The 23,923-nt window shown below is 38.8% G+C and carries 24 protein-coding genes; 10 read left to right on the forward strand and 14 right to left on the reverse strand.

Annotated elements, in window-relative coordinates; all coding sequences use genetic code 11:
• Positions 1-84: 84 nt before the first annotated feature.
• Positions 85-657 (reverse strand): TlpA family protein disulfide reductase, encoded by a 573-nt coding sequence (locus ACTJKC_RS07030; protein ID WP_440790852.1) that lies wholly within the window; start codon positions 655-657, stop codon positions 85-87.
• A gap of 115 nt (positions 658-772) precedes the next feature.
• Between ACTJKC_RS07030 and ACTJKC_RS07035 the strand changes: the two genes are divergently transcribed.
• Positions 773-1,105, forward strand: coding sequence for a hypothetical protein (locus ACTJKC_RS07035; protein ID WP_344852331.1), 333 nt, complete (start codon positions 773-775; stop codon positions 1,103-1,105).
• 112 nt (positions 1,106-1,217) lie between these two features.
• The gene (locus ACTJKC_RS07040; RefSeq protein WP_440790853.1) at positions 1,218-3,530 is read left to right on the forward strand and encodes a TonB-dependent receptor; all 2,313 of its coding nucleotides are present in this window, start codon (positions 1,218-1,220) and stop codon (positions 3,528-3,530) included.
• A gap of 203 nt (positions 3,531-3,733) precedes the next feature.
• Here the strand turns inward: ACTJKC_RS07040 and namA are convergent, their stop codons facing one another.
• From namA to ACTJKC_RS07055, 3 genes are all read right to left on the reverse strand, one after another.
• Positions 3,734-4,813: an NADPH dehydrogenase NamA gene (gene namA, locus ACTJKC_RS07045; RefSeq protein ID WP_440790854.1), complete on the reverse strand. Its 1,080-nt coding sequence runs from the start codon at positions 4,811-4,813 to the stop codon at positions 3,734-3,736.
• A gap of 98 nt (positions 4,814-4,911) precedes the next feature.
• Positions 4,912-5,901: an aldo/keto reductase gene (locus ACTJKC_RS07050; RefSeq protein WP_440790855.1), complete on the reverse strand. Its 990-nt coding sequence runs from the start codon at positions 5,899-5,901 to the stop codon at positions 4,912-4,914.
• A 2-nt stretch (positions 5,902-5,903) separates the two neighbouring features.
• Positions 5,904-6,299, reverse strand: a complete 396-nt coding sequence (locus ACTJKC_RS07055; protein WP_440790856.1) for a DoxX family protein — start codon at positions 6,297-6,299, stop codon at positions 5,904-5,906.
• Between the two features lie 142 nt (positions 6,300-6,441).
• Here ACTJKC_RS07055 and ACTJKC_RS07060 point away from each other — a divergent pair, with 142 nt between their 5' ends.
• From ACTJKC_RS07060 to ACTJKC_RS07080, 5 genes are all read left to right on the forward strand, one after another.
• Positions 6,442-7,371 (forward strand): ABC transporter ATP-binding protein, encoded by a 930-nt coding sequence (locus ACTJKC_RS07060; protein WP_440790857.1) that lies wholly within the window; start codon positions 6,442-6,444, stop codon positions 7,369-7,371.
• A gap of 3 nt (positions 7,372-7,374) precedes the next feature.
• Complete coding sequence (locus tag ACTJKC_RS07065; protein ID WP_440790858.1) at positions 7,375-8,172, forward strand: hypothetical protein; 798 nt, start codon at positions 7,375-7,377, stop codon at positions 8,170-8,172.
• Between the two features lies 1 nt (position 8,173).
• Positions 8,174-8,548, forward strand: a complete 375-nt coding sequence (locus ACTJKC_RS07070) for a GntR family transcriptional regulator (protein ID WP_440790859.1) — start codon at positions 8,174-8,176, stop codon at positions 8,546-8,548.
• Positions 8,549-8,551: 3 nt separating this feature from the next.
• Complete coding sequence (locus ACTJKC_RS07075) at positions 8,552-9,409, forward strand: hypothetical protein (protein ID WP_440790860.1); 858 nt, start codon at positions 8,552-8,554, stop codon at positions 9,407-9,409.
• A gap of 138 nt (positions 9,410-9,547) precedes the next feature.
• Positions 9,548-10,534: an alpha/beta fold hydrolase gene (locus ACTJKC_RS07080; protein ID WP_440790861.1), complete on the forward strand. Its 987-nt coding sequence runs from the start codon at positions 9,548-9,550 to the stop codon at positions 10,532-10,534.
• A gap of 62 nt (positions 10,535-10,596) precedes the next feature.
• Here the strand turns inward: ACTJKC_RS07080 and ACTJKC_RS07085 are convergent, their stop codons facing one another.
• The 3 genes from ACTJKC_RS07085 to ACTJKC_RS07095 are packed head-to-tail and all read right to left on the reverse strand — an operon-like array spanning position 10,597 to position 13,362.
• A complete protein-coding gene (locus ACTJKC_RS07085) occupies positions 10,597-11,487 on the reverse strand; it encodes a DUF6263 family protein (protein WP_440790862.1) in 891 nt (296 codons plus the stop codon).
• A gap of 16 nt (positions 11,488-11,503) precedes the next feature.
• Positions 11,504-12,277: a zinc-dependent peptidase gene (locus tag ACTJKC_RS07090; RefSeq protein ID WP_344852342.1), complete on the reverse strand. Its 774-nt coding sequence runs from the start codon at positions 12,275-12,277 to the stop codon at positions 11,504-11,506.
• Between the two features lie 59 nt (positions 12,278-12,336).
• Entirely contained in the window at positions 12,337-13,362 is a 1,026-nt protein-coding gene (locus ACTJKC_RS07095) for a Gfo/Idh/MocA family oxidoreductase (protein WP_440790863.1), read from the reverse strand.
• Between the two features lie 106 nt (positions 13,363-13,468).
• Between ACTJKC_RS07095 and ACTJKC_RS07100 the strand changes: the two genes are divergently transcribed.
• Entirely contained in the window at positions 13,469-13,819 is a 351-nt protein-coding gene (locus tag ACTJKC_RS07100) for a hypothetical protein (protein ID WP_025143454.1), read from the forward strand.
• Positions 13,820-14,261: 442 nt separating this feature from the next.
• On the opposite strand, the gene ACTJKC_RS07105 is transcribed toward ACTJKC_RS07100, so the two are convergent.
• The 4 genes from ACTJKC_RS07105 to ACTJKC_RS07120 form a co-directional block, all read right to left on the reverse strand.
• Positions 14,262-14,939: an OmpA family protein gene (locus ACTJKC_RS07105; protein WP_344852344.1), complete on the reverse strand. Its 678-nt coding sequence runs from the start codon at positions 14,937-14,939 to the stop codon at positions 14,262-14,264.
• Between the two features lie 175 nt (positions 14,940-15,114).
• Positions 15,115-15,807 (reverse strand): ABC transporter ATP-binding protein, encoded by a 693-nt coding sequence (locus ACTJKC_RS07110; protein ID WP_344852345.1) that lies wholly within the window; start codon positions 15,805-15,807, stop codon positions 15,115-15,117.
• 2 nt (positions 15,808-15,809) lie between these two features.
• Entirely contained in the window at positions 15,810-17,282 is a 1,473-nt protein-coding gene (locus ACTJKC_RS07115; RefSeq protein WP_440790864.1) for a DUF5687 family protein, read from the reverse strand.
• A 67-nt stretch (positions 17,283-17,349) separates the two neighbouring features.
• Complete coding sequence (locus tag ACTJKC_RS07120) at positions 17,350-18,630, reverse strand: replication-associated recombination protein A (RefSeq protein WP_344852347.1); 1,281 nt, start codon at positions 18,628-18,630, stop codon at positions 17,350-17,352.
• A 118-nt stretch (positions 18,631-18,748) separates the two neighbouring features.
• Between ACTJKC_RS07120 and ACTJKC_RS07125 the strand changes: the two genes are divergently transcribed.
• Positions 18,749-19,129, forward strand: a complete 381-nt coding sequence (locus ACTJKC_RS07125; protein ID WP_440790865.1) for a VOC family protein — start codon at positions 18,749-18,751, stop codon at positions 19,127-19,129.
• A 212-nt stretch (positions 19,130-19,341) separates the two neighbouring features.
• On the opposite strand, the gene ACTJKC_RS07130 is transcribed toward ACTJKC_RS07125, so the two are convergent.
• Positions 19,342-20,640 carry an MFS transporter gene (locus tag ACTJKC_RS07130; protein WP_440790866.1) on the reverse strand — a complete coding sequence of 433 codons (1,299 nt, stop codon included), beginning with the start codon at positions 20,638-20,640 and terminating at the stop codon, positions 19,342-19,344.
• Positions 20,641-20,885: 245 nt separating this feature from the next.
• Here ACTJKC_RS07130 and ACTJKC_RS07135 point away from each other — a divergent pair, with 245 nt between their 5' ends.
• Positions 20,886-21,617, forward strand: a complete 732-nt coding sequence (locus tag ACTJKC_RS07135) for a class I SAM-dependent methyltransferase (RefSeq protein ID WP_440790867.1) — start codon at positions 20,886-20,888, stop codon at positions 21,615-21,617.
• 78 nt (positions 21,618-21,695) lie between these two features.
• On the opposite strand, the gene hisS is transcribed toward ACTJKC_RS07135, so the two are convergent.
• Positions 21,696-23,087, reverse strand: coding sequence for a histidine--tRNA ligase (gene hisS / locus ACTJKC_RS07140; protein ID WP_440790868.1), 1,392 nt, complete (start codon positions 23,085-23,087; stop codon positions 21,696-21,698).
• Positions 23,088-23,178: 91 nt separating this feature from the next.
• A complete protein-coding gene (locus ACTJKC_RS07145) occupies positions 23,179-23,922 on the reverse strand; it encodes a LytR/AlgR family response regulator transcription factor (protein WP_344852352.1) in 744 nt (247 codons plus the stop codon).
• Between the last annotated feature and the right edge of the window lies 1 nt (position 23,923).

The raw sequence follows: 23,923 nt of genomic DNA on the forward strand, positions 1-23,923 counted from the left end.
TATGTAGTTAACTACATATATTGCAAGCAGAAATATCATTTCATCATCAAAAATTGATTTGGAAAGGTTTATGGCTGATATAAATTAACGGCTACTTTTCAGTTTATTAAGAAAATCAATAATCTTTTGATCGGCATAATTGGCTACACCTTCGTGCCTGAAAGACAGCCTGCCCTGTTTATCGAAAATAACCGTGGTAGGCAACGCACCGGAGAATACTTTTTCGGGAATATCGCTTTCTACTTTATAAACCGGCATTCCATACTTGCGGTCGGCCATAAATTTGGTCGATTTTGGAAAATCACCATCGGCGTCGGCAAAAATGAATACAATATCTTTATCGTCTTTGAACTGGGAATATAACTTATTGATAGAAGGCATTTCGGCCCTGCATGGCGGGCACCAGGTTGCCCAAAAGTTCAGAAAAATAACTTTACCTTTTAAATCGCCCAGATCAACCAGATTACCTTTGGCGTTTTTAAACCGGATACCGTTAAGGTCTGCGACATTTTCTTTTGGTGCTTCAATATCTGGCTTATAAAAACCGATTTCCATTAATCCTTTAATAAAAAATGCTTTTGCATCAGGCACAAAAACAATGACCAACAGGAGCATGAAAAATAAAGCATTAAATATATTTTTCCTTATAAATTTCATTAGCTGTCAGTTCAAAGGGATTAAACCATCGATAAAATCGCAGGTTATAACACTATAAAAGCAATGTTACTTTTCAAATATATATAATTGCTCAGGAATTACTACTTTTGACCTGTTGAAAAAGCATAGACAAAACATTCAGAAATATTTATCGGCATTTATGCTGATGGTGTTTGCTATTGCTTTAACTCCGTGGAGTGTTCTTCACCACCACAATGCCGTTCCTGTTGTGCCTAAAGAAGCACATTGTAAACATGTAAGCCATGTACAGGCACACGGCGAAACCTGTTTAATCTGTAATGCAAGTTTTGAAAAAAACTATGTGCAAACGCACCACATTTACAGGATCTTTTTATCCGCAAAAATTTTTAACCGTACCGAACCTACGTTAAAGAATGCCTTTACCGAAATAAAGCGCACCTGCTTACGCGGTCCCCCTTTGGCTTAATTTTTTCATTTCGAGCGCAAAGCGCTAAATCCATTTATTACATGAAACCTAAAACAGCTTCAAAACAGGCTATTTATTGGTTTTTTGAATCATTTTTATTTATATCCAACACATGAAAAAATTACAGCTTATCGGCCTGGTAATTCTATATACAATATTAAGCAGCACTGTTTTCGCTGCGGCTTTAAAAAACATAAAAGGTAAGGTTATTGATGCCAGCACTAAACAAACATTGCCAGGCGCCACCATTTTTATTCCGGATTTAAAAGTTTCGGCCGTAACCAATAACGATGGTGAATTTACATTGAACAACCTTCCTTCAAAAGGAAGCTACCTGGTAGAGGTACATTACGTAGGCTATAAAACTGCTACACAGGTAGTTAATTTTGCCAGTGAAGCTGGTTTAGAGTTCACTTTACAGCCCACAGCAATCGAAACAAAGGAAATTGTAATTACCGGAAGTTTGATCAGCAGCACCAGCAAAAGAAACAGCGCCTCATCGGCAGTGGTAGGCAAAGACCAGCTTTTGCAACCCTCAACCAACTTAATTGATGCATTAACCAAAATCCCAGGTGTTTCGCAGATTACCACCGGACCATCTATTTCCAAACCCGTTATCAGAGGTTTAGGCTACAACAGGATTGTAACCTTAGATGATGGAATTAAACAGCAAGGCCAGCAATGGGGCGATGAACACGGAATCGAAATCGACCAGTTTAAATCAGACCGTATTGAGGTTTTACGTGGCGCAGCTTCATTAATGTATGGTTCTGACGCGTTAGGTGGTGTAATTAACTTATTAGAACCTAGTTCGGCACCAGAAGGCCAGGTAAAAGGCGAATTTATTACCAATTACTCTACCAACAATGGCCTTACCGCAAACTCTTTGATGTTAAACGGTAACGAAAACGGCTTCGTTTGGAGGGCCCGCGGAACTTATAAAAATGCTTATTCTTTTAAAACACCTACCGGATATTTCCCTAATTCAGGTTTTAACGAAACCGATTTAAGCGGCATGGTAGGCTTAAATAAAAGCTGGGGTTACACACACTTAAACGTTTCAAGTTTCCGCAATAACATTGGTTTTTATGAGCCAACTTTAGATGATAACGGAAATTTTGTAAAAGAAGATGGTAGCGCATTTACCAATGATGATTATAAAAACCGTACGTTAGAATATCCGCGTCAGGATATCAGGCACTTTAAAATTGCGTTAAACAACAATTTTATTTTGGGCAATGGCAATTTAAAGGCAGATTTTGGTTATCAGCAGAACCAGCGCCGCGAATTGGATGGACCAGACCCGGCTTTATTCTTCGATCTTAAAACTTATAATGCCGACTTAAAATATTATATCCACGAAACCAACGGATGGCAGCCGGTTTTTGGTTTAAGTGTAGATGATGCACATAGCCAAAATAAAGGAACAGAATTTTTAATTCCTGCTTACGATACCTTTGGTTTAGGCGTTTTTGCTTATGCGAAGAAAAATTGGGAGAACAATACTTTTAGCATTGGTGCACGCTACGATTTCAGAAAAAACAACGGAAAACAATTGTTTGATGACGGCGAAGAACTTTTTGCTCCTTTTAAAAACAAGTTTTCTAACGTAAGTGGTGCCTTAGGTTTTACACATCAGTTTAATGATGAACTAAATTTTAAAGCCAATGCGGGTTCTGCTTTCCGTGCACCAAATCCGGCAGAACTAGGATCAAACGGTGTACATGAAGGTACTTTCAGATATGAAATCGGGAATTCTGCCCTAAGTCCGGAGCGCAGTTACCAGGTAGATGCTGCTCTGGAATATGAAGGGAAAATTGTAAGTGCAAGTGCAAGCATTTATAACAATTACATCCACAATTACATCTATGCTTCCAACAATGGCGAGCAAAGAACTGTTGATGGTACACTTTTCGATGTTTACCGTTATGGACAGGTAAATGCAAACCTTTATGGGGCTGAGGCAAGTTTAACTATCCATCCGGTTCCGTTTATCCACTTCGAAAATACTTTTGGATACGTTCATGCACAGAACAATACGTTAAACAGGCCACTTTCGTTTATTCCTGCCGGAACTTTGAGAAATGAGCTGCGTTTCGAACCCAAGCTTAAAGGTACAAATGATGCTTATCTTTCTGTGGGGATTAATTCAGCATTTAAACAAAACCGTGTGGATGATGTTTTCGAAACACCAACCAGCGGTTATACCTTATTAAACGCAGGCATTGGTGCTACATTTAATTTAGGCAAACAACCTGTTAAATTATCAGTTTCGGCCAATAACCTGTTAAATCAGAAATATTACGATGCTTTGAGCAGGTTTAAACCAGGTCGTTTTGATCAGGAAAATCCTAATTTAGGGGTTTACAATACCGGTAGAAACATCACTTTCGGATTGTATGTTCCTTTTACTCTGGTTAAGTAAGACGATTAATATTTGAAAGCAAAAAGCGGAGCGATCTTACTGATCAGCTCCGCTTTTTGTTTTTTACAGGTGAAAGAGAAAAAAGAGTAGCGTCATCTCGACTGAAGCGCAGCGAAATGGAGAGATCTATCTCGAGACAGATTTCTCGGCTGCGTTGCACTCCGCTCGAAATGACGGTTGGTGAGGATATTTGTTGCCCTTAACTACTTCTTACTCGTCTCCCTTTTGGCTCTCACATATTGATTAGGCCATTCTGTATCATCACCCAATACCTGTGCAGCATGCGTAGGGAAATAAGCATCACGCAACGATTCGCGGGCAATAAAAATTAAATCGGCTTTTTCCTGCTCCAAAATTTCTTCTGCCTGATGCGCCTCAACAATTACACCTACAGCACCGGTATAAATACCAATTTCATTCCTGATTTTATCTGCAAAAGGAACCTGGTAATTTGGTCCTGCCGGAATAAAGGCATCAGGCACATTACCACCCGATGAGGTATCGATTAAATCTACCCCACGGTCTTTTAACACCGCAGCCAGTTGTAACGAATCATTTTCGTTCCAGCCATCTTCCGTCCAGTCTGTCGCCGAAATACGGACAAACAAAGGCAGGTTTTCAGGCCAAACCGATTGTACCGCTTCAACCACATCAATCACCAAACGGATCCTGTTTTCGAAACTCCCCCCATAAACATCATTGCGTTTATTACTCAGCGGACTAAAAAATTCGTGTAATAAATAACCATGTGCGGCGTGGATTTCGACCACTTTATAACCTGCATCTAAAGCGCGTTTTGCAGCAGCCCTGAAAGCAAAAACAATATCCTGAATTTCTGAAATCGTTAATTCATGTGGCTCAACCTGCCCTTGTTTAAAAGGGATTGGCGATGGCCCAACGGGTTTCCAGCTGTTTTCGCCATCGGCAATCTGTTCACCACTATTCCACGGCACTTCACAGCTGGCTTTTCGTCCTGCATGTGCCAGCTGAATCCCGGCAATTGCACCATTTTCATGAATGAAGGAAACAATCTGTTTCAGTTTTTCTACATGTTCATCTTTCCAGATACCCAAATCAGCATAGGTAATCCTTCCATCAGCGGTAACCGCAGAAGCTTCCTGGATAATTAAACCGGCACCGCCAATCGCACGGCTTCCTAAATGCACCAAATGCCAATCGTTGGCAAAACCATCAACAGCAGAATACTGGCACATCGGAGAAATAACAATTCTATTTTTTAGGGTTACATCCTTTATGGTGAAAGGAGAAAATAATTTCGACATATTTTTTAATATTTTTAACTACAGAGGTCATAAAGAATGCACAGAGTACGCTGATTTTCTCTGTGAAAAACTCATGTACTCTGTGGTTGATATTTAGATTAAAAACCTGCGTTCTTCAATTCGGTATTAATCAACTGAATTTCTTCAGCACTTAATTTTACATTTACGGCTTCTGCATTTTGTACAGCTTGTTTTTCATTCCGTGCACCAACCAAAGCTATGGTAATGCCCGGGCGTTCAATCGTCCAGCGTAAAACCAATTGAGACAAAGTTGCATTTTTCTCGTCAGCCAATGGCTTAATCTTTGCCAGAAATGCATTTGTTTTTTCTATACTTTCTGGTGAGAAAAATTTATTTCCCTGGCGGTGATCGCCTTCTTCAAACTGATGGCCAGGGTTCAATTTGCCGGTTAATAAACCACGCTCCATCGGGCTATAAGCCAAAACTGATTTATTTTTTTCGATGCAAAAAGGAACAATCTCCTCTTCTACCCCACGGTTTACCATGCTGAACGGGATCTGATTGGAAACGATTTCTAAAGTTTGGTCAGCTTCTTTTAATTGCGCTACATCATAATTGCATACGCCGGCATAACGTACTTTGCCCTGCTCAATTAACCTGCTCACTGCTTCAAAAGTTTCGCTGATGGGCGTAGTTACGTCTGGCCAGTGAATCTGATAAAGGTCAATATAATCAGTACCCAGGCGTTTTAAAGATTGCTCGCATTCGTAAATTACACTTTCTTTACCTGCATATTTATAAATATCGATTTCCTTTTTATCATTGTTTTTACTCTTAAAGCCGAATTCGCCTTTGGCCAGGTCCCAGCGCATGCCAAATTTAGTTACCAGCTGTAATTTATCTCGCGAAATTCCTTTTATGGCATCGCCAACAATCTCCTCGCTATCGCCCTGTCCGTAAATCGGCGCGGTATCAATTGAAGTAACCCCTAAATCGTAGCCTGCTTTAATGGCGTTTATCGCATCGTTTCTGTCGGTGCTTCCCCACATCCAGCCCCCCGCTGCCCAGGCGCCAAAAGTGATTACCGACAGTTCTAAATCTGAATTTCCAATTTTTCTGTATTCCATAATTATTTTTTAATGAGTTTATCAACCGCATAACTGTTATGCGGCAGGTAAGCAAGTAGAACCGATAAAAATGCCACATGGATAAGCTGAGAAGGAAGTGCCTCCCAATTCTCAATTGCTGTGGTTCCGAAAATCAATGCTAAAGAAATCAGTCCGGCAAACAGCAACCCTTGTCTGGTAAATAGGCCTAAGATAATCATCAATCCTGCTATAAATTCGGCAAAGGGCAAAATGTAACTGAAAGGGATGACCAGTGCATCAGGCAAAAAAGATTTTGAAAATTGCCCGGTCATCCAGTGACTAAAGCCTGCAAGTTTCGGTAAACGCACCAGGCCATGTCCGAAAAAACTTAAACCTATTGCTAAACGGCTAAGTAGGTATGCCCATTTTGTATCCATATTTTATCGATATACTACAAACATACAATCTCCACATTAAGGAAGTTTTAATGCAACGATTATTAAACGGATATTTTACTGTTCCGTGGCGAAGCCAGGCGCTTAGCGCCCAGCGCAAGGCGATTGGCGTTGGACTTATCGCATGAAAACGCCAACCGCCATCCGCAAAACTTTTTTCACTAAAAATTTGGAGGTAAAGAAAATACATTATACTTTAGTGTATTATTTAACTAATACAGTAGATATGATCAATATTAACAATCTTAACTTTGGCTATAACAAGTACAAGCCATTGTTTAAAAATATGAGCATGCGTTTAAGCAACGGCCATATTTACGGTTTGCTCGGAAAAAACGGTGCGGGCAAATCAACCTTATTAAAAAATCTTGCCGGTTTGGTGTATGCACAGAGCGGAACTTTAGACGTAATGGGTTACGATCCGGCCAAGCGACAGCCTGCACTTTTAGAGCAGATCTGTTTTATTCCGGAAGAATTTTACCTTCCATCTGTAAAAATTGACGCCTACATTAAAGCAAACGCGCCATTTTATAAAAATTTCGACCATAATTATTTCACCGATCTGATCAAAGAATTTGATATTCCGGTTGAGCAGAAACTCATTAATATGAGTTACGGGCAGAAGAAAAAAGTAATTATTGCATTCGGTTTGGCTACCCAGGCAAAACTGGTAATTATGGATGAACCTACCAATGGTTTGGATATTCCATCCAAAGCACAGTTCAGAAAAATTATGGCTTCTGCCATGACAGATGAACGCTGCATCATCATTTCTACCCATCAGGTGCGTGACCTGGATAACCTGATTGATACGGTAATCATGCTTGATGAAAATGATATCGCACTTAAAGCTACTGTAGAAGAAATCACTTCGAAATTAACCTTCAAAAAAGTAAAAGAAATCGACGATAGCATCATTTATGCAGAACCTTCTCTTTCAGGCTATAATGCGGTAATGCCAAACTACCACCAGGAAGAAAGCAAATTGGATATGGAACTCCTTTTCAATGCCATACTTGCAGAAAAAATCAAATTTAAACCTCTATTCAGTTAAGCGATGAACAACACATTTAATATTAATCGATTTGGCTTATTGCTTAAAAGACAATGGCTTGATTTTGGAAAAATCTATTTAATCAGTTTTGGTGTATTAATTGGCGTTTTGGCCTTATTTTATAGCATAAGCTTAACAGATAATAATTTAAAATACCTTTCATCTAACACATTAAATTTTAGATATCCCTTATTTCTGATCACTGGCTTTCTATTTGTAAGCATTATAGCGAACAGTTATTTCATGCACTTAGGACAAAAACCTAAAGCCATCATTAATATTTTGGTACCTGCATCTAACATCGAAAAATTTTTCTGTGCTATATTCTATACCCTAATAATTGGAATACCAAGTTACTTATTGTGCTTTTACCTGATCGATCTTGCGTTTATTTCTTCTGTTAGGGCAACCCATACCTTAACAGGAAGTTATACCGATTATCAGGGAAAAAAGGTGGTAATAGATTATGTTTCTTATTTTTTCTCAACCGGAACTGTTAAAGAATTTTATCAATTTTATTATGTGCCGCTATTAATTAATAGTGTATTCCTTTTAGGCTCTGTATTTTTTCAAAACTTCCACTACATTAAAACAGCCATTTCTGTAATGGTTTTTGGAGTGCTTTGGGTTGTTTCAACAATTTGGGTAATACAAAAACTAACCAATAATACCGTTTGGGTTGGAAATAACTATTGGCAAGACGAGCACAATATTTTCTTCATCATGAGTTTAATCGGCATATTATTAACATTGGTATTCTGGTTTATCTCATTTATACGTTTAAAAGAAAAGGAGGCTTAAAATGGAATTTAATAATAACAAGGCCATTTACCTACAGATAGCTGAATACGTTTGCGAGCAGATATTATTAGGTAAATGGAAAGCCGACGAAAAGATTCCATCGGTAAGGGAGATGGCCATAGAAATGGAAGTAAACCCGAATACGGTAATGCGGACATACGAATTGTTACAGGGTAAAAATATCCTTAACAATAAAAGGGGGATTGGTTTCTTTTTGGCTGATGATACCATTGATCAGGTAAAACAATATCGGAAAACCAGTTTTATTGACGATGAACTCCCGAACCTGTTCAGAAATCTTTATCTACTGGAAATCGATTTCGATGAATTAAAATCCCGCTATCAAACTTTTGTATCACAAAACTTTAACACCTAAAAAATGAAAACAAGCAATAAATTATTAATTGGGCTGGCAATTGCCTTGCTCATCATTCCATTAACAGTAATGATCTTAATTGCCAAAGCAAACCGGATCGATAATAAGACCTATGATAAAATGCTAATGGGAGCCGAAACCATAAACGGTGACGCTGATCGGCTTATCAGAAAATATTCTGTTCCGGCATTTCAACATGTGGTAATTAATGGATCAGAATCATCTTTCCTTAATATAAAAATCATTGCAAACGATAAATTTTTGCTTAAAGCGACGAACGAACTTGCTCCGTACATCGAATATAAGGTAGATAAGGATGGAAAACTTAACATATCCTTAAAACCTGAACGCAACTACCAGCATGGCACGCTATTGATTTTTTCACCAAATTTAAAAGGAATTACTTTTAATAATGTATCGGTTGACGGATTATCGGTAAATACCGATAGCTTAAATGTAGAGATCACCAAAGGTGTAAACTTCAGATTTGGAGAGGATATGAAAGTTAAAAATCTGCACCTGGTAAAAATTACTAAATATCAAGAACAAGATGTGGTGATACCTGGGATTACCATTGAAGATGCAAAAATTGAAAATTTGCATGTCGACATCAATTCGGGATACTTAACCGTAAATAACACGCCACTGTTAAATGTTGATCTGAAATTAAAAGATGCAAAAGCAGAATTCAAAAATGAAGAAAATAAGAATATTGGCACAATAGAAACTCTATCATTAAATAGCATGGGGAAAAATGATGTAAATTTTCAGCACATTAAGATTAACAAAGCAAGTGGAAAACTTTCTGATGAAACAAGCATCCAAATGCCAACCGTTAATTTAAAACAATTAATCAAATAACATTTTTGAATACCCAAAAGATACTTATCAATATAGATTATTGTGATTTTATAAAAAGGGCATGATTTTTAAGCTAACTAACTGGCAAAAGTTTAACTTGGGCCAATTAGTTTTTTTAGTTTAAGTCAATTCCAATCAATGAAAAAATACTTCCTTTTACTTTCCCTTAGCTTATTTGTTCTCATCCACGTACAGGCACAGAAAACAGATACCCTTTCTATCACTTTAGATAATGTTAAATATCCATACCCGGTTAAATATTTCCCTATAAATACCGAAGGACAGGATATTAAAATGGCCTATATGGATGTTGCACCTACTGCGAATGCAAATGGCAAAACAGCGATACTTTTCCACGGAAAAAATTTTGGCGGTTACTATTGGGGCAACGTAATTAAAGCATTAACCAATATCGGTTACCGGGTTATTGTTCCTGACCAGATTGGTTTTGGTAAATCATCTAAAGCATTTATCCATTATAGTTTCCATCAAATGGCTGCCTGGAATAAAAAGCTATTGGATACACTGGGCGTTCAAAAAACAGTGGTTTTAGGCCATAGTATGGGCGGAATGTTGGCCACCCGTTTTGCTTTAATGTATCCTGAAACAACAGAAAAATTATTGCTTGAAAACCCAATCGGACTAGAAGATTACAAAACTTTTATTCCGTACACTACTACTTCCCAACAGTACCAAACCGAACTTAAAACCACTGTAGAAAGTGTAAGGAAATACTATCAGAGCTCTTATTTTACTTATTGGAAACCAGAATACGAATACCTGGTTAATATAGCCGGTGGGGTAACTTATAGTGCCGATTACCCACGCTGGGCAAAAGTGGCCGCGCTAACCTATACCATGATTTATGAGCAACCTGTAGTGTACGAATTTCAGAATTTAAAGGTGCCTACGGTTTTATTTATCGGTAAAGAAGATAAAACCATTGTGGGCAAAGGTTTGCTCACGCCAGATCAGCAGGCTTTACATGGTCAGTACAAGCTTTTAGGCAAGCAAACTGCTGCCAAAATTATTGGCGCTAAAATTATCGAATTTGATGCCTGCGGACATATTCCGCACATCGAAATCCCAACGGAATTTTTGGTGGCCTTAACGGGTAGTTTGTAATATAAATATCTTGCGTAATCGTCATTCTAGCGCATGTGGCTGGGAATGAAGACAATACTAAATTAATTAACCTCTTTACCCACAATTTTATTAATGCCCTGCATTTCGAAATCAATATCTTTTCCCATTGATTTCATTTTACCATATAGTTCTATCCGCAAATGACTGTTCAACACAATCCCGGTTTTAATATCGAGCGATGTTTCACCAGAATTGGTTCCTTTTAAATCGGTTTCCATTTTATTGCCCATAGCTTCAAAATTTCCTTTTGATAGCAGGGAACCTTTTACAATGAGTATAGCAACGCCATCTTTAACTTCCTTTAAGGTATATTCTGTAATGGTTTCAATCGGCATACTCATCTGCAGTTTTGTATCAACCGTCCAGCTGTCGCCAATTTTCACAGCTCTTTCAGGATAAATTTTGAAAGAGGATTCCATGGTCTGTTTTACCACATCTGCGCTAAACTGCTTACTCAGGGCATTTTTAATCTGCCTTACCTCGCTGGTATCATTGCTCATTTTTGCCGCCATATTATCGAGCATTTTATCTATGCCCGCCACAGTTTTAATCCCACCATTTGGGGTTACGGTCATCAAAAAAGTAGCTCCTTTTAACCCACTAAATGGATTTTTCTTTATGCTGTCCTGATCATCCGAATTATATGTCATAGTCGTTCCCATGGCAACCGATTTCATAAAAATCTTTTTATAGGTTACTTTAACATCCTTTTCGCCATTATGGCCTTCTGTAATATCAAAAGTATAATCAGTTCCAATATTTTGGGTTAAATGAACCTCCTGACCGCCAATTTTCTGGTTAATGATCTGATCGGAATTAATCGAGAAATCGTATTTATAACCCGTTGGAAAATTTTGCCTCAATACATAAGTTTTCTGTGCAAACACACTGACTGAAATTAAACTACAAATAATCGTTGCAAATATTCTCATTTGGTAATTTTTCATTTTAACCTGCAGGTTGTTGCGCAAAAATGCGGCTTAACTGGAAATACAATTCAGGATGTTTATCCTTAAATAACTCTGGTTTTTCGAAGAAATATTCTGAAACGACTGCAAAAAATTCTGCTTCATTGGTAATGGCATAAGGATTAATATCTGATTTATTATCCTCAATTTTTGCAATCTCTTCGTGCATCATTTTAATCCATGGCAAAGTATATTCATGTGCCATTAAATTCTCCGGAACGCCATCCGTTGCCCCATCTGATTTATCTAAAAGATGTACAAATTCGTGTATAGCTGTATTTTCTTTTCCGGCACTTTTAGAAAAGCCATGGCGTAAAGCCGAACGCGATAAAATCATTTGTCCGTTCATATAACCGGTACCTACCATGCCCATAATATTTCTTTCTCCACCTTCAAACTCAAAATCTTTGTTAAAGGTATCGGGATATAACAAAACGCTGGTCAGGTTTTTGTATTGCCAGTCATCAAAACCAAAAATCGGGATTACCGCGCTCGAGGCGATCAACAATTCGTCCAGAGTCGTCATTTCCAGCCCAACAGCTTCAATTTTAACCGAACTGAAAAATGCTGCAACTTTCTGTTCAAATTTTAGCTTATCCGTCGAATCGAGATTATGGTAATAAGCTACATAATCGTCTAATATTTTCTTGTCCACATCCGTTAAAGGCTCAATGGCTACCTTCTTCTTTTTAAGGATCAGGTAAAGGGCAATCAGGAAAATAGGAATTAAATAAGCAAATGGCAACGAGTTCATATTAAGGATTACACAGATTAAAGTGATTACACCGATTTAAAGATTGCATAAATCAGAGGTTAGTTTTCAATAATTTCTAATTGAATTAAAACATCTCCTCTGGTAACGGGATAGGGTTTGTTATTGGTGATGGATTGATAAATGGCTTCAAAAAGGGGCAGGTAACTTCCTGTTTCCGATTTAATGATTTCTTCGGTTTTATTTCCTTCAGCATCAATGGTGGTTAATAAACCATCTTTACTTGGCGACTCAATGCCATAAGCCGGATCGGTTAATTTCATACCCGCCAGCAACTGTTCTTCCTGAATATCGGTTCTTTGTTTAATAAAGCTACCATTTACGCCATGCAAAACAAATCCTGGCTGTGGGTTTACCACCAGCATGCTCGAGGTTACAAAAACATTCACGCTATCAGGATAGCTCAACTGGATCGAGAAATAATCATCTACTAAGGTCCCTGCCCTGTTTTTACCCAATATTTTATGGAAACTCAGTGGCTTACCGAATAAACTGATAACCTGATCTAAAAGGTGCGGACCTAAATCGTAAAGCAGTCCGCTGGCTTCTACCGGCTTTTCTTTAAATGCTTTTGGCCCGATTACATTGCGGTAACGGTCATAACGTAAATGAACTTCAACCAGTTTACCGAGCTTACCACTATCGATCACTTTTTTTACCGAAGTAAAATCGCTATCCCAACGGCGATTCTGGTAAAAGAAAATCTGTTTACCCACGCTATCGGCTAATTCGAAAAGTTCTTTGGCTTGCTCGCTGGTTGCGGTAAATGGCTTTTCAACCAAAATATTTTTATGCGCATTTAATGCTGCTTTAGCATGTTCGTAATGAAGGTTATTAGGCGTATTAATCACCACTAATTCAATTTCTTTGTCATTCAGCAGCTCTTCAACGCTGTTATAACTAATAATATTGGGGTAATCGTTAACTGCATTTTTATGACTCCGCTCTACCACAGCTTTTAAATTGAAACCACCGTGTGCATGTAAAAAAGGTGCGTGAAAAACCTTTCCAGACATGCCGTAAGCTAATAAACCTGCATTAATTGCTTTATTGATATTCGTATCCATAGGTTATAAATGTAACCAAAAATACCATTACCATTCAAGCTTAAGTGTTAAAAAGCCTAAACGTTTTACTTAAGGCTTACACGTTTTTACACTATCTTTGCAGGATATGAAGCCGTCGGAGATTAATGCCAAATGGAAAGTTTTACAGGAAAGGATTTCAACTGAATTTGATTCGGATTTTCCTGATTTAAAGGTGATGCTTTTTCTCATCGGCGTTCAGGAACTGGGCAAAGGACCAAAGAAATACAGCAAGCGCCAGAAGGAAGAGCTGATGCACATTGCTACCTGCCGTTTATTGAGCGAAATGGGCTTCTACGAACTGGAAGGTTTAGATCAGGACGGCTGGCCGCACTGGAAACTAATTAAAGCCATTCCGCCTTATACCATGCTGGAGCAGGAGATGCTGATGAAATCGCTTGTGGTGAGCTATTTCGAAGATATTTATTCTGCAGACTAATTTCCTCGTGATATTGGATATTCCCATCCGACACAAGCCTAAAAGATTTATTTAAAGCTTTTGGAAAGCAGGGGCTATCTGTATTTTTTAAGTTTAGCCGGGCTTTTCGCTGTATCCCGATGAAAAATCGGGGATGCCGCTTCAATCCCGTTTAGAAAATTCTGCCGGTGCAACTATTTAGGGTTGCAGGACGTTAACAGTGGAGAGCACTGCCTCAGGTTAACTAAACCTGATAGCAGCGGCACGCAGTAGAGCGAATAGCAGGGCTTTTGGAACCGATTAGTACAGGAACCTGCTTTTCATAAAACTAAAGAATACAAACTAGCAGTGTCGGATGGAAACATCAGACACCACAACCGAACGCTTAAACACAAAAAACCCCGGTGGATGTACACCGGGGCTGCATATATAATGACCTCATAGGTAGAGGGAATTTGCGATATTATCCTTGTTTTTGCGCAGTAGCTTTTAATGCATCGTTAGCAACGATTACAATTTCAACACGACGGTTAGCTGCACGGCCTGCATCAGTTTCGTTATCTGCAATTGGCTCGGCAAAACCTTTACCAATGGTAACCAATCTTGATGCTGGTACACCCTGAGAAACGGCATAAGCTTTAACAGCTGCTGCTCTTCTTTCTGATAAGCCCATGTTGTACTGTTCGGTACCACGGCTATCGGTATGTCCAATAATTTTGATATCTGTATCAGGATATTGGTTTAATGAAGAAGCTAAGCTTTGTACATTTGTTTTAGCGGCATCTTTCAAAGCAGTTTTATCGAAATCGAATAAAATACCACTATCAAATTTTACAATGATTCCTTCACCTTCACGAATAACTTCTGCGTTAGGAATAGCTTTCTGGATTTCAGCTGCCTGCCTGTCCATCCTACGACCGATAAAAGCTCCTGCTGTACCACCAATAGCACCACCAATTAAGGCACCCACGGCTGTATTACCAGCTTTTTTACCAATTAATGCACCAATTACACCACCGGCTGCTGCACCAATACCGGCACCTTTTTGTGTTTTAGTTAAACTATCACAACTTTGGAATGCCATCGATCCTACGGCTAATCCTATACTTAATGTCGCTATTCTTACTTTTGAAATACTCATGATATGCTAGATTTATAATTCTACCCGACATATTCAAACACAATGCCAAAAACTACCTAAGTTGTATTTTCTGTCTATTTTGATCGATTTTCAGGGCAAAGGGCAATCAAGGGCATAAAAAAAGAGCCCCAACTGATCGAGACCCTTGTATAATGTATCATTCTTAGTACATAAACTAGGCAGAGAAATAACTCTCCAGCTCTTTTAATGTATTTTCGTCTGTTTTGAAATCTTTAATCACTTTTCCTTTCTCAACCAGTACAATCCGGCTACAAACATCGGTAACGTGATTTAAATCGTGACTGGAAATGAAAGTAGTCATGTTACCTGCCTGATCTTTTAATAGTTTCTTCAACCGGATCTGCGTAGTCGGATCGAGGTTGGCAAAAGGTTCGTCCAGAATTAAAATTTCGGGTTTTTGCATTAAAGCAGCTGCAATGCCCACTTTAACCTGGTTCCCTTTACTAAAATCGCGGATATATTTGCCACTGTTCAGGATTTCGCCGTTAAAAAATTCCCCATATTGATTCAGGTAAGCAGAAACATCGGCCACACTGAGGTTATGTAAACTGCCAATAAAAATGAAATATTCTTCGGGCGTTAAATAATCGATCAGGAATCCTTCGTCCAAAAACGATGCGGTGTAATTTTTCCAGTTATCGTTCTGCATTACGTTTTCGCCTTTTGATAAAACCTCACCTGTGGTTGGGCGGATTAAATCTAAAAGCATGCGGAAGAAAGTAGTTTTACCTGCGCCGTTATTACCTACCAATCCTACCGTTTCACCGGTAGCAATCTGCAGGTCTTCGATGTTTACAACGGTTTTTTCGCCATAAACTTTTTGTAATTTCTTAACTTCTAAAATCATAATTATTCTCTAAAGCCTTCGGCTATTTTATATCGTTGTTTTTCAAGTCGCTTTGCAATGTAGTTTACCCAAAAGCCCCGTAGCAATAACATGACTAAACCGAATATACCCACGATGGACAATCCCCAATAGGGTTTATTCAGGATGCCAAACGGTAGGTAAATCAGGATTGGGGTTAGTGCATAAGGAAACATTAAAAGCCATTGTGTAGCGCCCGTTCCCTGATAGTTAAAGCTTGCGGCTTTGGTAATATCCAATCTTTTATAGTTTAAAGTAGCCAGGTAAAGTACCACCACCGTACCGAAACCAATATTATATAAGTAAGCCGCCAAATGCAGAAGCAATAATTTCGGGCTTAAAAAGCCGTAAAAGCTGGCCAATAGAGTAATAATGGTACAACCAATGGTAAAAAGTAAAAATTTAGCCTTGATGTAATCTTTAAAATTAATTTTATTGGCCAATATGCCATCAAAATGGGCACTTTGCCAGGCAAACATAAACTGACCATAAATAATGATGGAAACACCGGTCATAAAAATGGCGCCAAACATCATCTGCCCAAAAGCATCACTATTGATTGCCTTTTCCTTGTAAAAAATAAATCCGTAGAAAAGAAAGAAGAAACCCAGGATAACCGCAGAACGCGGGCGTTTGTGCCGCAGGATTAACTTCAGCTCTAAAGCGGCCAGCTCGCCAACTTTTCCAAAACGGTTAAGGAAAGCATAATCGGTACTGCCTTTTTTCTCCTGTTTGGTGCTCAACTCTTCTACATAGAGATTTTTACGCAGAAAACCGGAGTTAAGGTAAAATATGGCTACAGCGGCCAGGGTAAATGCAAAGCCATAAAAAGGATGTGCGGCGATGGCCCTGAATACGAAATCAGAGGCAGCCATAATCGAAATTATCTTATAATATTCTAAAGCGGCAAAAGCAGCTATAACCACCAGTCCGAAAAAGGTATAAAGTGTATTGGTGATCGATTTCCGTTTGATGTACAATACGAGATAGTTATTAAAAACCATCACTGAGAATATCGAAACAATATACATTAGCGTAACTAAAGCACCGTATTCGGGTAAAATTTTAATAAATACGAAAGGAAGAAAAATAAAAAACGGCCAAAGGTTAAAGGCCGAAAAAAGCGCCTTAACATTTAAAAACCTGATGATTTTGCTCCTCGAAATCCTTAAATGCAGGTAAGGAATAATGCTTAAAGTTGGCAATTCCTGAAACTGTAAACGCATGATAAAATCGAATGCGAAATAATAAAGGATAATGCCGTTAAAACTCGAAATTACCTCTTTGTTTGGGAAAATTTTTGGCAGGAAATGCGACATTCCAAAACCTACGCCAACGGCAATGGCAAAGAAGTAAAGCATAAAGAAACCCAAAACAATCTGGCCGGCAATGCTACTGCCCCTGTTGCGCGAACGCCAGAAAGATTTTCTTTGATGGCTTAAAAAAGTACTCAGCATATTTAGTTTAAGTGTTTGATTTTTAGTCAATATACCTATTAGTATGCATTTGCAAGAAAATGTTACACTAATATTTGTATTTGTCTTTCCAGTTTTGCCTCAGCTTTTCGCGCAGTTTCTCTTCTGCTGCATTTTTGCCCGGATCGTAGAGTTTTGTACCGCTTAATTCTTCGGGAAAATATTCCTGTGGAGAGAAATTCCCTTCATATCCGTGCGAGTATTGATAATCTTTTCCATAACCGATATTTTTCATCAGTTTGGTGGGTGCATTGCGGATATGTAAAGGTACTGGCAGGTTACCTGTTTGTTTAACCAAAGCCTGCGCTTTGTTAATGGCCTCGTAGGAAGCATTGCTTTTTGGGGAACTGGCCAGATAAGTTACACATTGTGATAAGATAATCCTTGCTTCCGGGTAACCGATTACATTTACGGCCGTAAAACAATTATTGGCCAGCAACAATGCATTTGGGTTGGCGTTTCCGATATCTTCTGAAGATAAAATCAATAACCTGCGGGCAATAAATAAGGGATCTTCTCCACCTTCTATCATTCTGGCCAACCAGTAAACCGCTGCATTAGGGTCGCTACCGCGGATTGATTTGATAAATGCCGAAATGATATCGTAATGCTGTTCTCCGGCTTTATCGTACAGTGCAAGGTTCTGTTGTGCATGGGCCAGTACATTTTCATTGGTGAGCACCATTTTATTCCCGCCAATGCCGTTAATGGCGATTTCGAGCACATTCAAAAGTTTCCGTGCATCGCCACCAGATAACCGGATTAAGGCTTCGTGCTCTTTTATGGTAATTTTTTTCTCTGCAAGAACGGCATCTTTTTTAATGGCCGTTTGCAATAAACCTGCCAGTTCTTCTTCTGTTAATGATTTTAATATATATACCTGACAGCGTGAAAGTAAAGCGGAAATAACCTCGAAAGATGGATTTTCGGTTGTGGCGCCGATTAGGGTAACCAAACCTCTTTCTACCGCTCCGAGTAAACTATCCTGCTGCGATTTACTGAAACGGTGGATCTCGTCAATAAATAAAATGGGTAAACCTAAAAAGCTGTCTTTTAGCTGTGCTGCCCGATCAATTACCTCACGAATATCTTTCACACCGCTGTTAATGGCGCTCAGGTTAAAAAACGGCCGGTCCAAAGCCTGCGAAATGATATAGGCCAATGTTGTTTTACCTACTCCGGGAGGTCCCCAGAAAATCATGGATGGCAACTGACCGCTTTCGATAGCCTTGCGCAACACGGCTCCTACCCCTACTAAATGTTTTTGCCCAACATATTCATCAAGATTTTGAGGGCGCATACGTTCGGCTAAAGGAGGCAGGTTTTGCATAATGGTAAATATATAAAAATTGATTATTTTGTTAACCGATAGTTACTAACCAAATATCGGAAACATAAATCCTTTAGCTAAAACAAAAGGGCGAATGCTTTAGTTCTAATTTATTATTATGGACATCAAAAATTTAGATCACCTTGTATTAACCGTCGCCAATTTAGAAAGTACCTGTAAATTTTACAGCCTGGCTTTGGGAATGGAAATTATTGAGTTTGGCGAAAACCGAAAGGCGCTGAAGTTTGGTAATCAAAAGATTAATCTTCATCAATATGGATCAGAATTTGAGCCAAAAGCATTTAAACCGATGCCTGGAACAGCTGACTTATGTTTCATCACCGATTTTCCGCTTCGCGAAGTAATGCAGGAGCTTAAAGAAAAATGTATAGAGGTAGAAGAAGGGCCGGTAGAACGGACCGGAGCCAATGGAAAAATTATATCGATTTATCTCCGCGATCCGGACATGAATTTAATTGAGGTAAGTAATTATCTTTAATCATACGTTATTTTTTCGGTGGAGGATAAGTTAGCTACCGAATCCCTGATTACCATGGAAAACTTATTACCAACGATAGCTCAATACAAAAAATCGTCATTGCGAGGAGGCACGACGAAGCAATCTTACAACGATCGCTATAAGCCATAGTTTAAAGATTGCTTCGTCGACTGAAAAAGCCTTCTCGCAATGACGACAGATGGCGCGAAAATCTAATCCTCAATCTTCGAATGGTGTTTGGTATCTTTCATGGTGGTGTACAAAATCAGTGAGATTAAAATACATCCGGTTACGTACCAGTAAAAGTAACTTTCGTGCCCTATATTTTTAAACCAAAGCGCTAAATATTCTGCCGTTCCGCCGAAAATGGCAACAGTTAAGGCATAGGGTAAACCCACACCCAAAGCCCTGATTTCTGCCGGAAAAAGTTCTGCTTTAACTACAGCATTAATACTGGTGTAGCCGCTTACAATAATCAAAGCGCCGATCATCAATAAAAATATGATTGTAGTGTTGGTTTCGCCTGCTAAACCTGTTAAAATCGGATAAGTGCATAAAGTACCCAGAACACCAAAACCAATTAACAATGGTTTACGACCTATTTTATCAGACAGTAAACCAAATAATGGCTGCATAATGGCAAAAACCAGCAAAGAAATAAATGATAACTTTGTAGAGGTTTCTTTACTCAGGTGCACCGTATTCACCAGAAACTTCTGCATGTAGGTACTAAACGTATAAAAGGCAATGGTTCCGCCTAAGGTTAAGCCCACAACGGTAAAAACTTCTTTTGGATATTTCAATAATATGGCAATTCCGCCTTTCTTATCTTCCGCATTTTTGCTTTTAAAAGCAGCTGTTTCATCAATATGTCTTCGCAGATACAAAGCAATGAAGGAAAGTACTGCACCAATAAAAAAAGGGATGCGCCAGCCCCAGGCATGTAATTCTGCAGGAGTAAGCAACCAGTTTTGCAAGATCAACTGAATGCCTAAGGCCAATAATTGCCCGCCGATTAGGGTTACATATTGAAAACTCGAATAAAAGCCGCGGTGTTTTTTGGTGGCCATCTCGCTGAGGTAAGTAGCAGAAGTTCCATATTCGCCGCCTGTACTTAATCCTTGAATCAGCCTTGCAAAAATGAGTAATAATGGAGCAGCTATACCAATTTGTTTATAACCCGGTGTTAATCCGATAATTAATGAGCCTATGGCCATAATCAGTACCGAAAGCGTCATAGAACGTTTCCTGCCTAATTTATCGGCGATACTTCCGAATAACCAGCCGCCAATAGGGCGCATTAAAAATCCTACAGCAAAAATGCCTGCGGTATCTAATAACTGTGCAGTCGGATTGCTATTTGGGAAAAAAGCAGGCGAAAAGTAAAGTGCAAAGGCAGAATAAGTGTACCAATCGTACCACTCCACAAGGTTGCCTACCGAGCCACCAAATATAGATTTTAACCGGTATTCTACATCCTTGATTTCGTCTTTTTGTACTTTTTTTTCCATAGGGCAGAATTATTGAATGAGTGAATAGTAAAATGAGTGAATGATAGAATGAGTAAATGATAGAATGAATGAATAATAGAATGTGATTGAAAGAATTTTGAATGAGTGATTAAATGCCAATATGAAACTTAAATTAACACCAGTTGTTTATCAAAAATATAATAATTTTATAAAGAAAGAGCGGAGTTATTTCCATCGCGACCCCATTCACTCCTTCCTTCATTTAAAATTCAATCATTATAACAATGAAAGACAATTTTTCTACCCAATCTGCTGATTACGCCATATACCGGCCAACTTATCCGCAAGAACTTTACGATTACCTGTTTACGCTGGTAAAAAACAAGGAAACAGCATGGGATTGTGCTACAGGGAATGGTCAGGTGGCACGCGTATTGGCGCTGCATTTTGGTGCGGTTTATGCAACAGATATCAGCGAGAATCAGTTAAAAAATGCTTTACAACTTCCAAACATTACCTACAAAGTTGAGCCTGCAGAACAAACTTCGGTTGGCAATGATAGTTTTGACCTGATTACGGTAGCACAGGCGATACACTGGTTTAATTTTGAAGCATTTTATGCCGAAGTAAGGAGAACACTTAAACCTGACGGACTTTTTGCGGTAATTGGTTACGGAATCATGTCAATCGATAAAAAAGTTGACAAAGTTATTCATAAGCTCTATGAAGACATTTTGGGTAAATACTGGGATAGCGAACGCCGATACATTGAAGAAGGTTATAAAACCATCCCCTTTCCTTTTGAAGAAATTACAGCGCCACATTTCCAGATTAAAACCACCTGGAATTTTAACCAGTTAATTGGGTATTTAAACACCTGGTCGTCTTTGCAACATTATAAAAAGGCCAATGATCGCAATCCATTGGAATACCTGTTTACAGAGTTAAAGGAAGCCTGGGGAGATGATGCGGAGAAAAATGTGCATTTCCCGGTATTATTACGGATTGGACGGTAGGTTTAAGCCAAATAGATCCTGAAACAAGTTCAGGATGACGACCGCATCTATCATTGATCTCTGTGGTTAAATAAACCTCTATTTCAACAACTCCAGAATACCTAAAACAGTCAGTTTTTTCTGCTCACCGCTTTGCATATCTTTTAAGGTAAGTTCGCCGCTGGCAATTTCATCACCACCGATTAAAATAACATAAGGGATTTTTTTTGCATCGGCATAGGCCATTTGTTTCTTCAGTTTTGCCGAACCTGGATATAACTCTGCTGAAATTCCAGCATTTCTGAACTGCTGAACAATTGGTAAGGCATATTTTTCGGCTTCCTCATCAAAATTACTGATCAATACCTTGGTTCCGATCTCTGCCGAGGCTGGGAAAAGGTTCAGTTCTTCCAGCACATCGTAAATGCGGTCGGCACCGAAAGAAACACCTACGCCGGTTAAATCTTTCAACCCGAACATACCGGTTAAATCATCGTAACGGCCGCCTCCACCGATACTGCCCATGGCCACTTCGTTGGTTTTAACTTCAAAAATACAGCCGGTGTAATAGTTTAAACCACGTGCTAAAGTAATATCCAGTTCTAATTTCGCTGTTAATGGCAAAGCATAAGCAATCAGGTTTTCTACATATTCAAAAACCTGTTCTATTTCGGCTATACCTTTTAAACCCGTTTCTGATTGAGCTAAAACTTCTTTCAGGCTGGCCAGTTTTTCTTCATTACTTCCTTCCAGTAAAATCACCGGACGGAGTTTTTCTAAATCTGCTTCGGTAAAGCCACGCTCCAGGAGCTCTTTACTTACGCCGTCTAAACCGATTTTATCCAGTTTATCAATGGCTACCGTCATATCGATAATTAAATCAGGTTTACCAATAATTTCGGCAATGCCTGATAAAATTTTACGGTTATTAATTTTGATGCTGAAATCCTTTAAACCCAGTTTGCTTAAAGCTTCGTTATAGATTAAAATAAATTCGGCTTCGTTCAGTAAACTTTCTGATCCCACTACATCTACATCACACTGGTAAAATTCGCGGTACCTGCCTTTTTGCGGACGATCGGCACGCCAAACGGGCTGCACCTGAAAACGTTTAAAAGGCAAAGTAATTTCGTGCTGGTGCATCACTACATAACGGGCAAAGGGCACGGTTAAATCGTAACGTAAGGCTTTTTCGGAAATCAGAGGAATCAGTTTATTACTATTATCTTCTTCAGCAAAATCGAATGATTTCTTTTTCGCATCTTTAAGATACTCTCCACTGTTTAAAATTTTAAAAATCAGTTTATCGCCTTCATCGCCATATTTCCCGGTTAAGGTATTAAGGTTTTCGAAACTTGGCGTCTGGATTTCAGCGTAACCATATTTCCTGAAAACCGTTTTAATGGTATCGTAAATAAAGTTGCGTTTTACCATTTCAACCGGAGTAAAATCGCGGGTACCTTTTGCTAATGAGGGTTTAATAACTGACATAGCCGCAAAAGTACAAAAATGTAATGTTTAAAAAACAAAGATTCGTTATTGCGAGGAGGAACGACGAAGCAATGACGTAATTATTTTAAAATTATTTCCCCAATACTTCTTTTACCATTTCCCTGTTCGGCTTAGATACCGGGATTTTATCGCCATTATTCATCAACAGCGTTCCGCCATCTTCTTTTAACCAGCTTTTTACAAATTTCGGGTTAACCAGGTGGCTTTGGTGTGCCCGTATAAAACCATGGGGTTTTAGTAAATCTGAATATTCTTTTAGTGGTTTCGAAATCAGGATTTTATCGCCATTGGTTAAGAAGAAAAAAGTATAGGTATTATCGGCTACGCAACGCACAATATCACTAACCGAAACATAGCGGATTTCGTGTTGCTGGGGCAAGGCAATTTTCGGACTGCCGGATTCACTCTTTTTAATCTGGCTCAATAGAAAATTGAGCTGTTCACCATTTATCTTATTCCTGAACCTGATTTCAGCTTTTTCTACCGCAGCTTTCAACTCTTCGGGATCAACCGGCTTGAGCAGATAATCCAATGCCGCAAATTTTACTGCCTGGATGCCATAATTATCATAGGCGGTTACAAATACCACCTCAAAAGTTTTCTCGGTAAGCAGGTTCAACAAATCAAAACCTGTTGTTTTTCCCATTTGGATATCGAGGAAAAGCAGATCAGGATGATGCAGGTTAACCTGTGTAAAAGCCTCTTCAATATTGCTGGCATTGGCTACCACTTTAATGTTAGGGCAGTGCTTGTTCAGTAAAATCTTCAGATTTTCTAAATTGGCTGCTTCATCATCTACTAAAATTGCCCGCATT

Origin of the sequence: Pedobacter sp. 22226 (assembly GCF_052045455.1) — a bacterium.
Taxonomy (GTDB): Bacteria; Bacteroidota; Bacteroidia; order Sphingobacteriales; family Sphingobacteriaceae; genus Pedobacter; species Pedobacter jeongneungensis.

Excerpts from the sequence above, each read along its gene's own strand:
- ACTJKC_RS07030 (WP_440790852.1), bottom strand. The coding sequence starts at position 657 with ATGAAATTTATAAGGAAAAATATATTTAATGCTTTATTTTTCATGCTC.
- ACTJKC_RS07040 (WP_440790853.1), top strand. The coding sequence starts at position 1,218 with ATGAAAAAATTACAGCTTATCGGCCTGGTAATTCTATATACAATATTA.
- namA (WP_440790854.1), bottom strand. The coding sequence starts at position 4,813 with ATGTCGAAATTATTTTCTCCTTTCACCATAAAGGATGTAACCCTAAAA.
- ACTJKC_RS07050 (WP_440790855.1), bottom strand. The coding sequence starts at position 5,901 with ATGGAATACAGAAAAATTGGAAATTCAGATTTAGAACTGTCGGTAATC.
- ACTJKC_RS07055 (WP_440790856.1), bottom strand. The coding sequence starts at position 6,299 with ATGGATACAAAATGGGCATACCTACTTAGCCGTTTAGCAATAGGTTTA.
- ACTJKC_RS07060 (WP_440790857.1), top strand. The coding sequence starts at position 6,442 with ATGAAAACGCCAACCGCCATCCGCAAAACTTTTTTCACTAAAAATTTG.
- ACTJKC_RS07065 (WP_440790858.1), top strand. The coding sequence starts at position 7,375 with ATGAACAACACATTTAATATTAATCGATTTGGCTTATTGCTTAAAAGA.
- ACTJKC_RS07070 (WP_440790859.1), top strand. The coding sequence starts at position 8,174 with ATGGAATTTAATAATAACAAGGCCATTTACCTACAGATAGCTGAATAC.
- ACTJKC_RS07075 (WP_440790860.1), top strand. The coding sequence starts at position 8,552 with ATGAAAACAAGCAATAAATTATTAATTGGGCTGGCAATTGCCTTGCTC.
- ACTJKC_RS07080 (WP_440790861.1), top strand. The coding sequence starts at position 9,548 with ATGAAAAAATACTTCCTTTTACTTTCCCTTAGCTTATTTGTTCTCATC.
- ACTJKC_RS07085 (WP_440790862.1), bottom strand. The coding sequence starts at position 11,487 with ATGAGAATATTTGCAACGATTATTTGTAGTTTAATTTCAGTCAGTGTG.
- ACTJKC_RS07090 (WP_344852342.1), bottom strand. The coding sequence starts at position 12,277 with ATGAACTCGTTGCCATTTGCTTATTTAATTCCTATTTTCCTGATTGCC.
- ACTJKC_RS07095 (WP_440790863.1), bottom strand. The coding sequence starts at position 13,362 with ATGGATACGAATATCAATAAAGCAATTAATGCAGGTTTATTAGCTTAC.
- ACTJKC_RS07100 (WP_025143454.1), top strand. The coding sequence starts at position 13,469 with ATGAAGCCGTCGGAGATTAATGCCAAATGGAAAGTTTTACAGGAAAGG.
- ACTJKC_RS07105 (WP_344852344.1), bottom strand. The coding sequence starts at position 14,939 with ATGAGTATTTCAAAAGTAAGAATAGCGACATTAAGTATAGGATTAGCC.
- ACTJKC_RS07110 (WP_344852345.1), bottom strand. The coding sequence starts at position 15,807 with ATGATTTTAGAAGTTAAGAAATTACAAAAAGTTTATGGCGAAAAAACC.
- ACTJKC_RS07115 (WP_440790864.1), bottom strand. The coding sequence starts at position 17,282 with ATGCTGAGTACTTTTTTAAGCCATCAAAGAAAATCTTTCTGGCGTTCG.
- ACTJKC_RS07120 (WP_344852347.1), bottom strand. The coding sequence starts at position 18,630 with ATGCAAAACCTGCCTCCTTTAGCCGAACGTATGCGCCCTCAAAATCTT.
- ACTJKC_RS07125 (WP_440790865.1), top strand. The coding sequence starts at position 18,749 with ATGGACATCAAAAATTTAGATCACCTTGTATTAACCGTCGCCAATTTA.
- ACTJKC_RS07130 (WP_440790866.1), bottom strand. The coding sequence starts at position 20,640 with ATGGAAAAAAAAGTACAAAAAGACGAAATCAAGGATGTAGAATACCGG.
- ACTJKC_RS07135 (WP_440790867.1), top strand. The coding sequence starts at position 20,886 with ATGAAAGACAATTTTTCTACCCAATCTGCTGATTACGCCATATACCGG.
- hisS (WP_440790868.1), bottom strand. The coding sequence starts at position 23,087 with ATGTCAGTTATTAAACCCTCATTAGCAAAAGGTACCCGCGATTTTACT.
- ACTJKC_RS07145 (WP_344852352.1), bottom strand. The coding sequence starts at position 23,922 with ATGCGGGCAATTTTAGTAGATGATGAAGCAGCCAATTTAGAAAATCTG.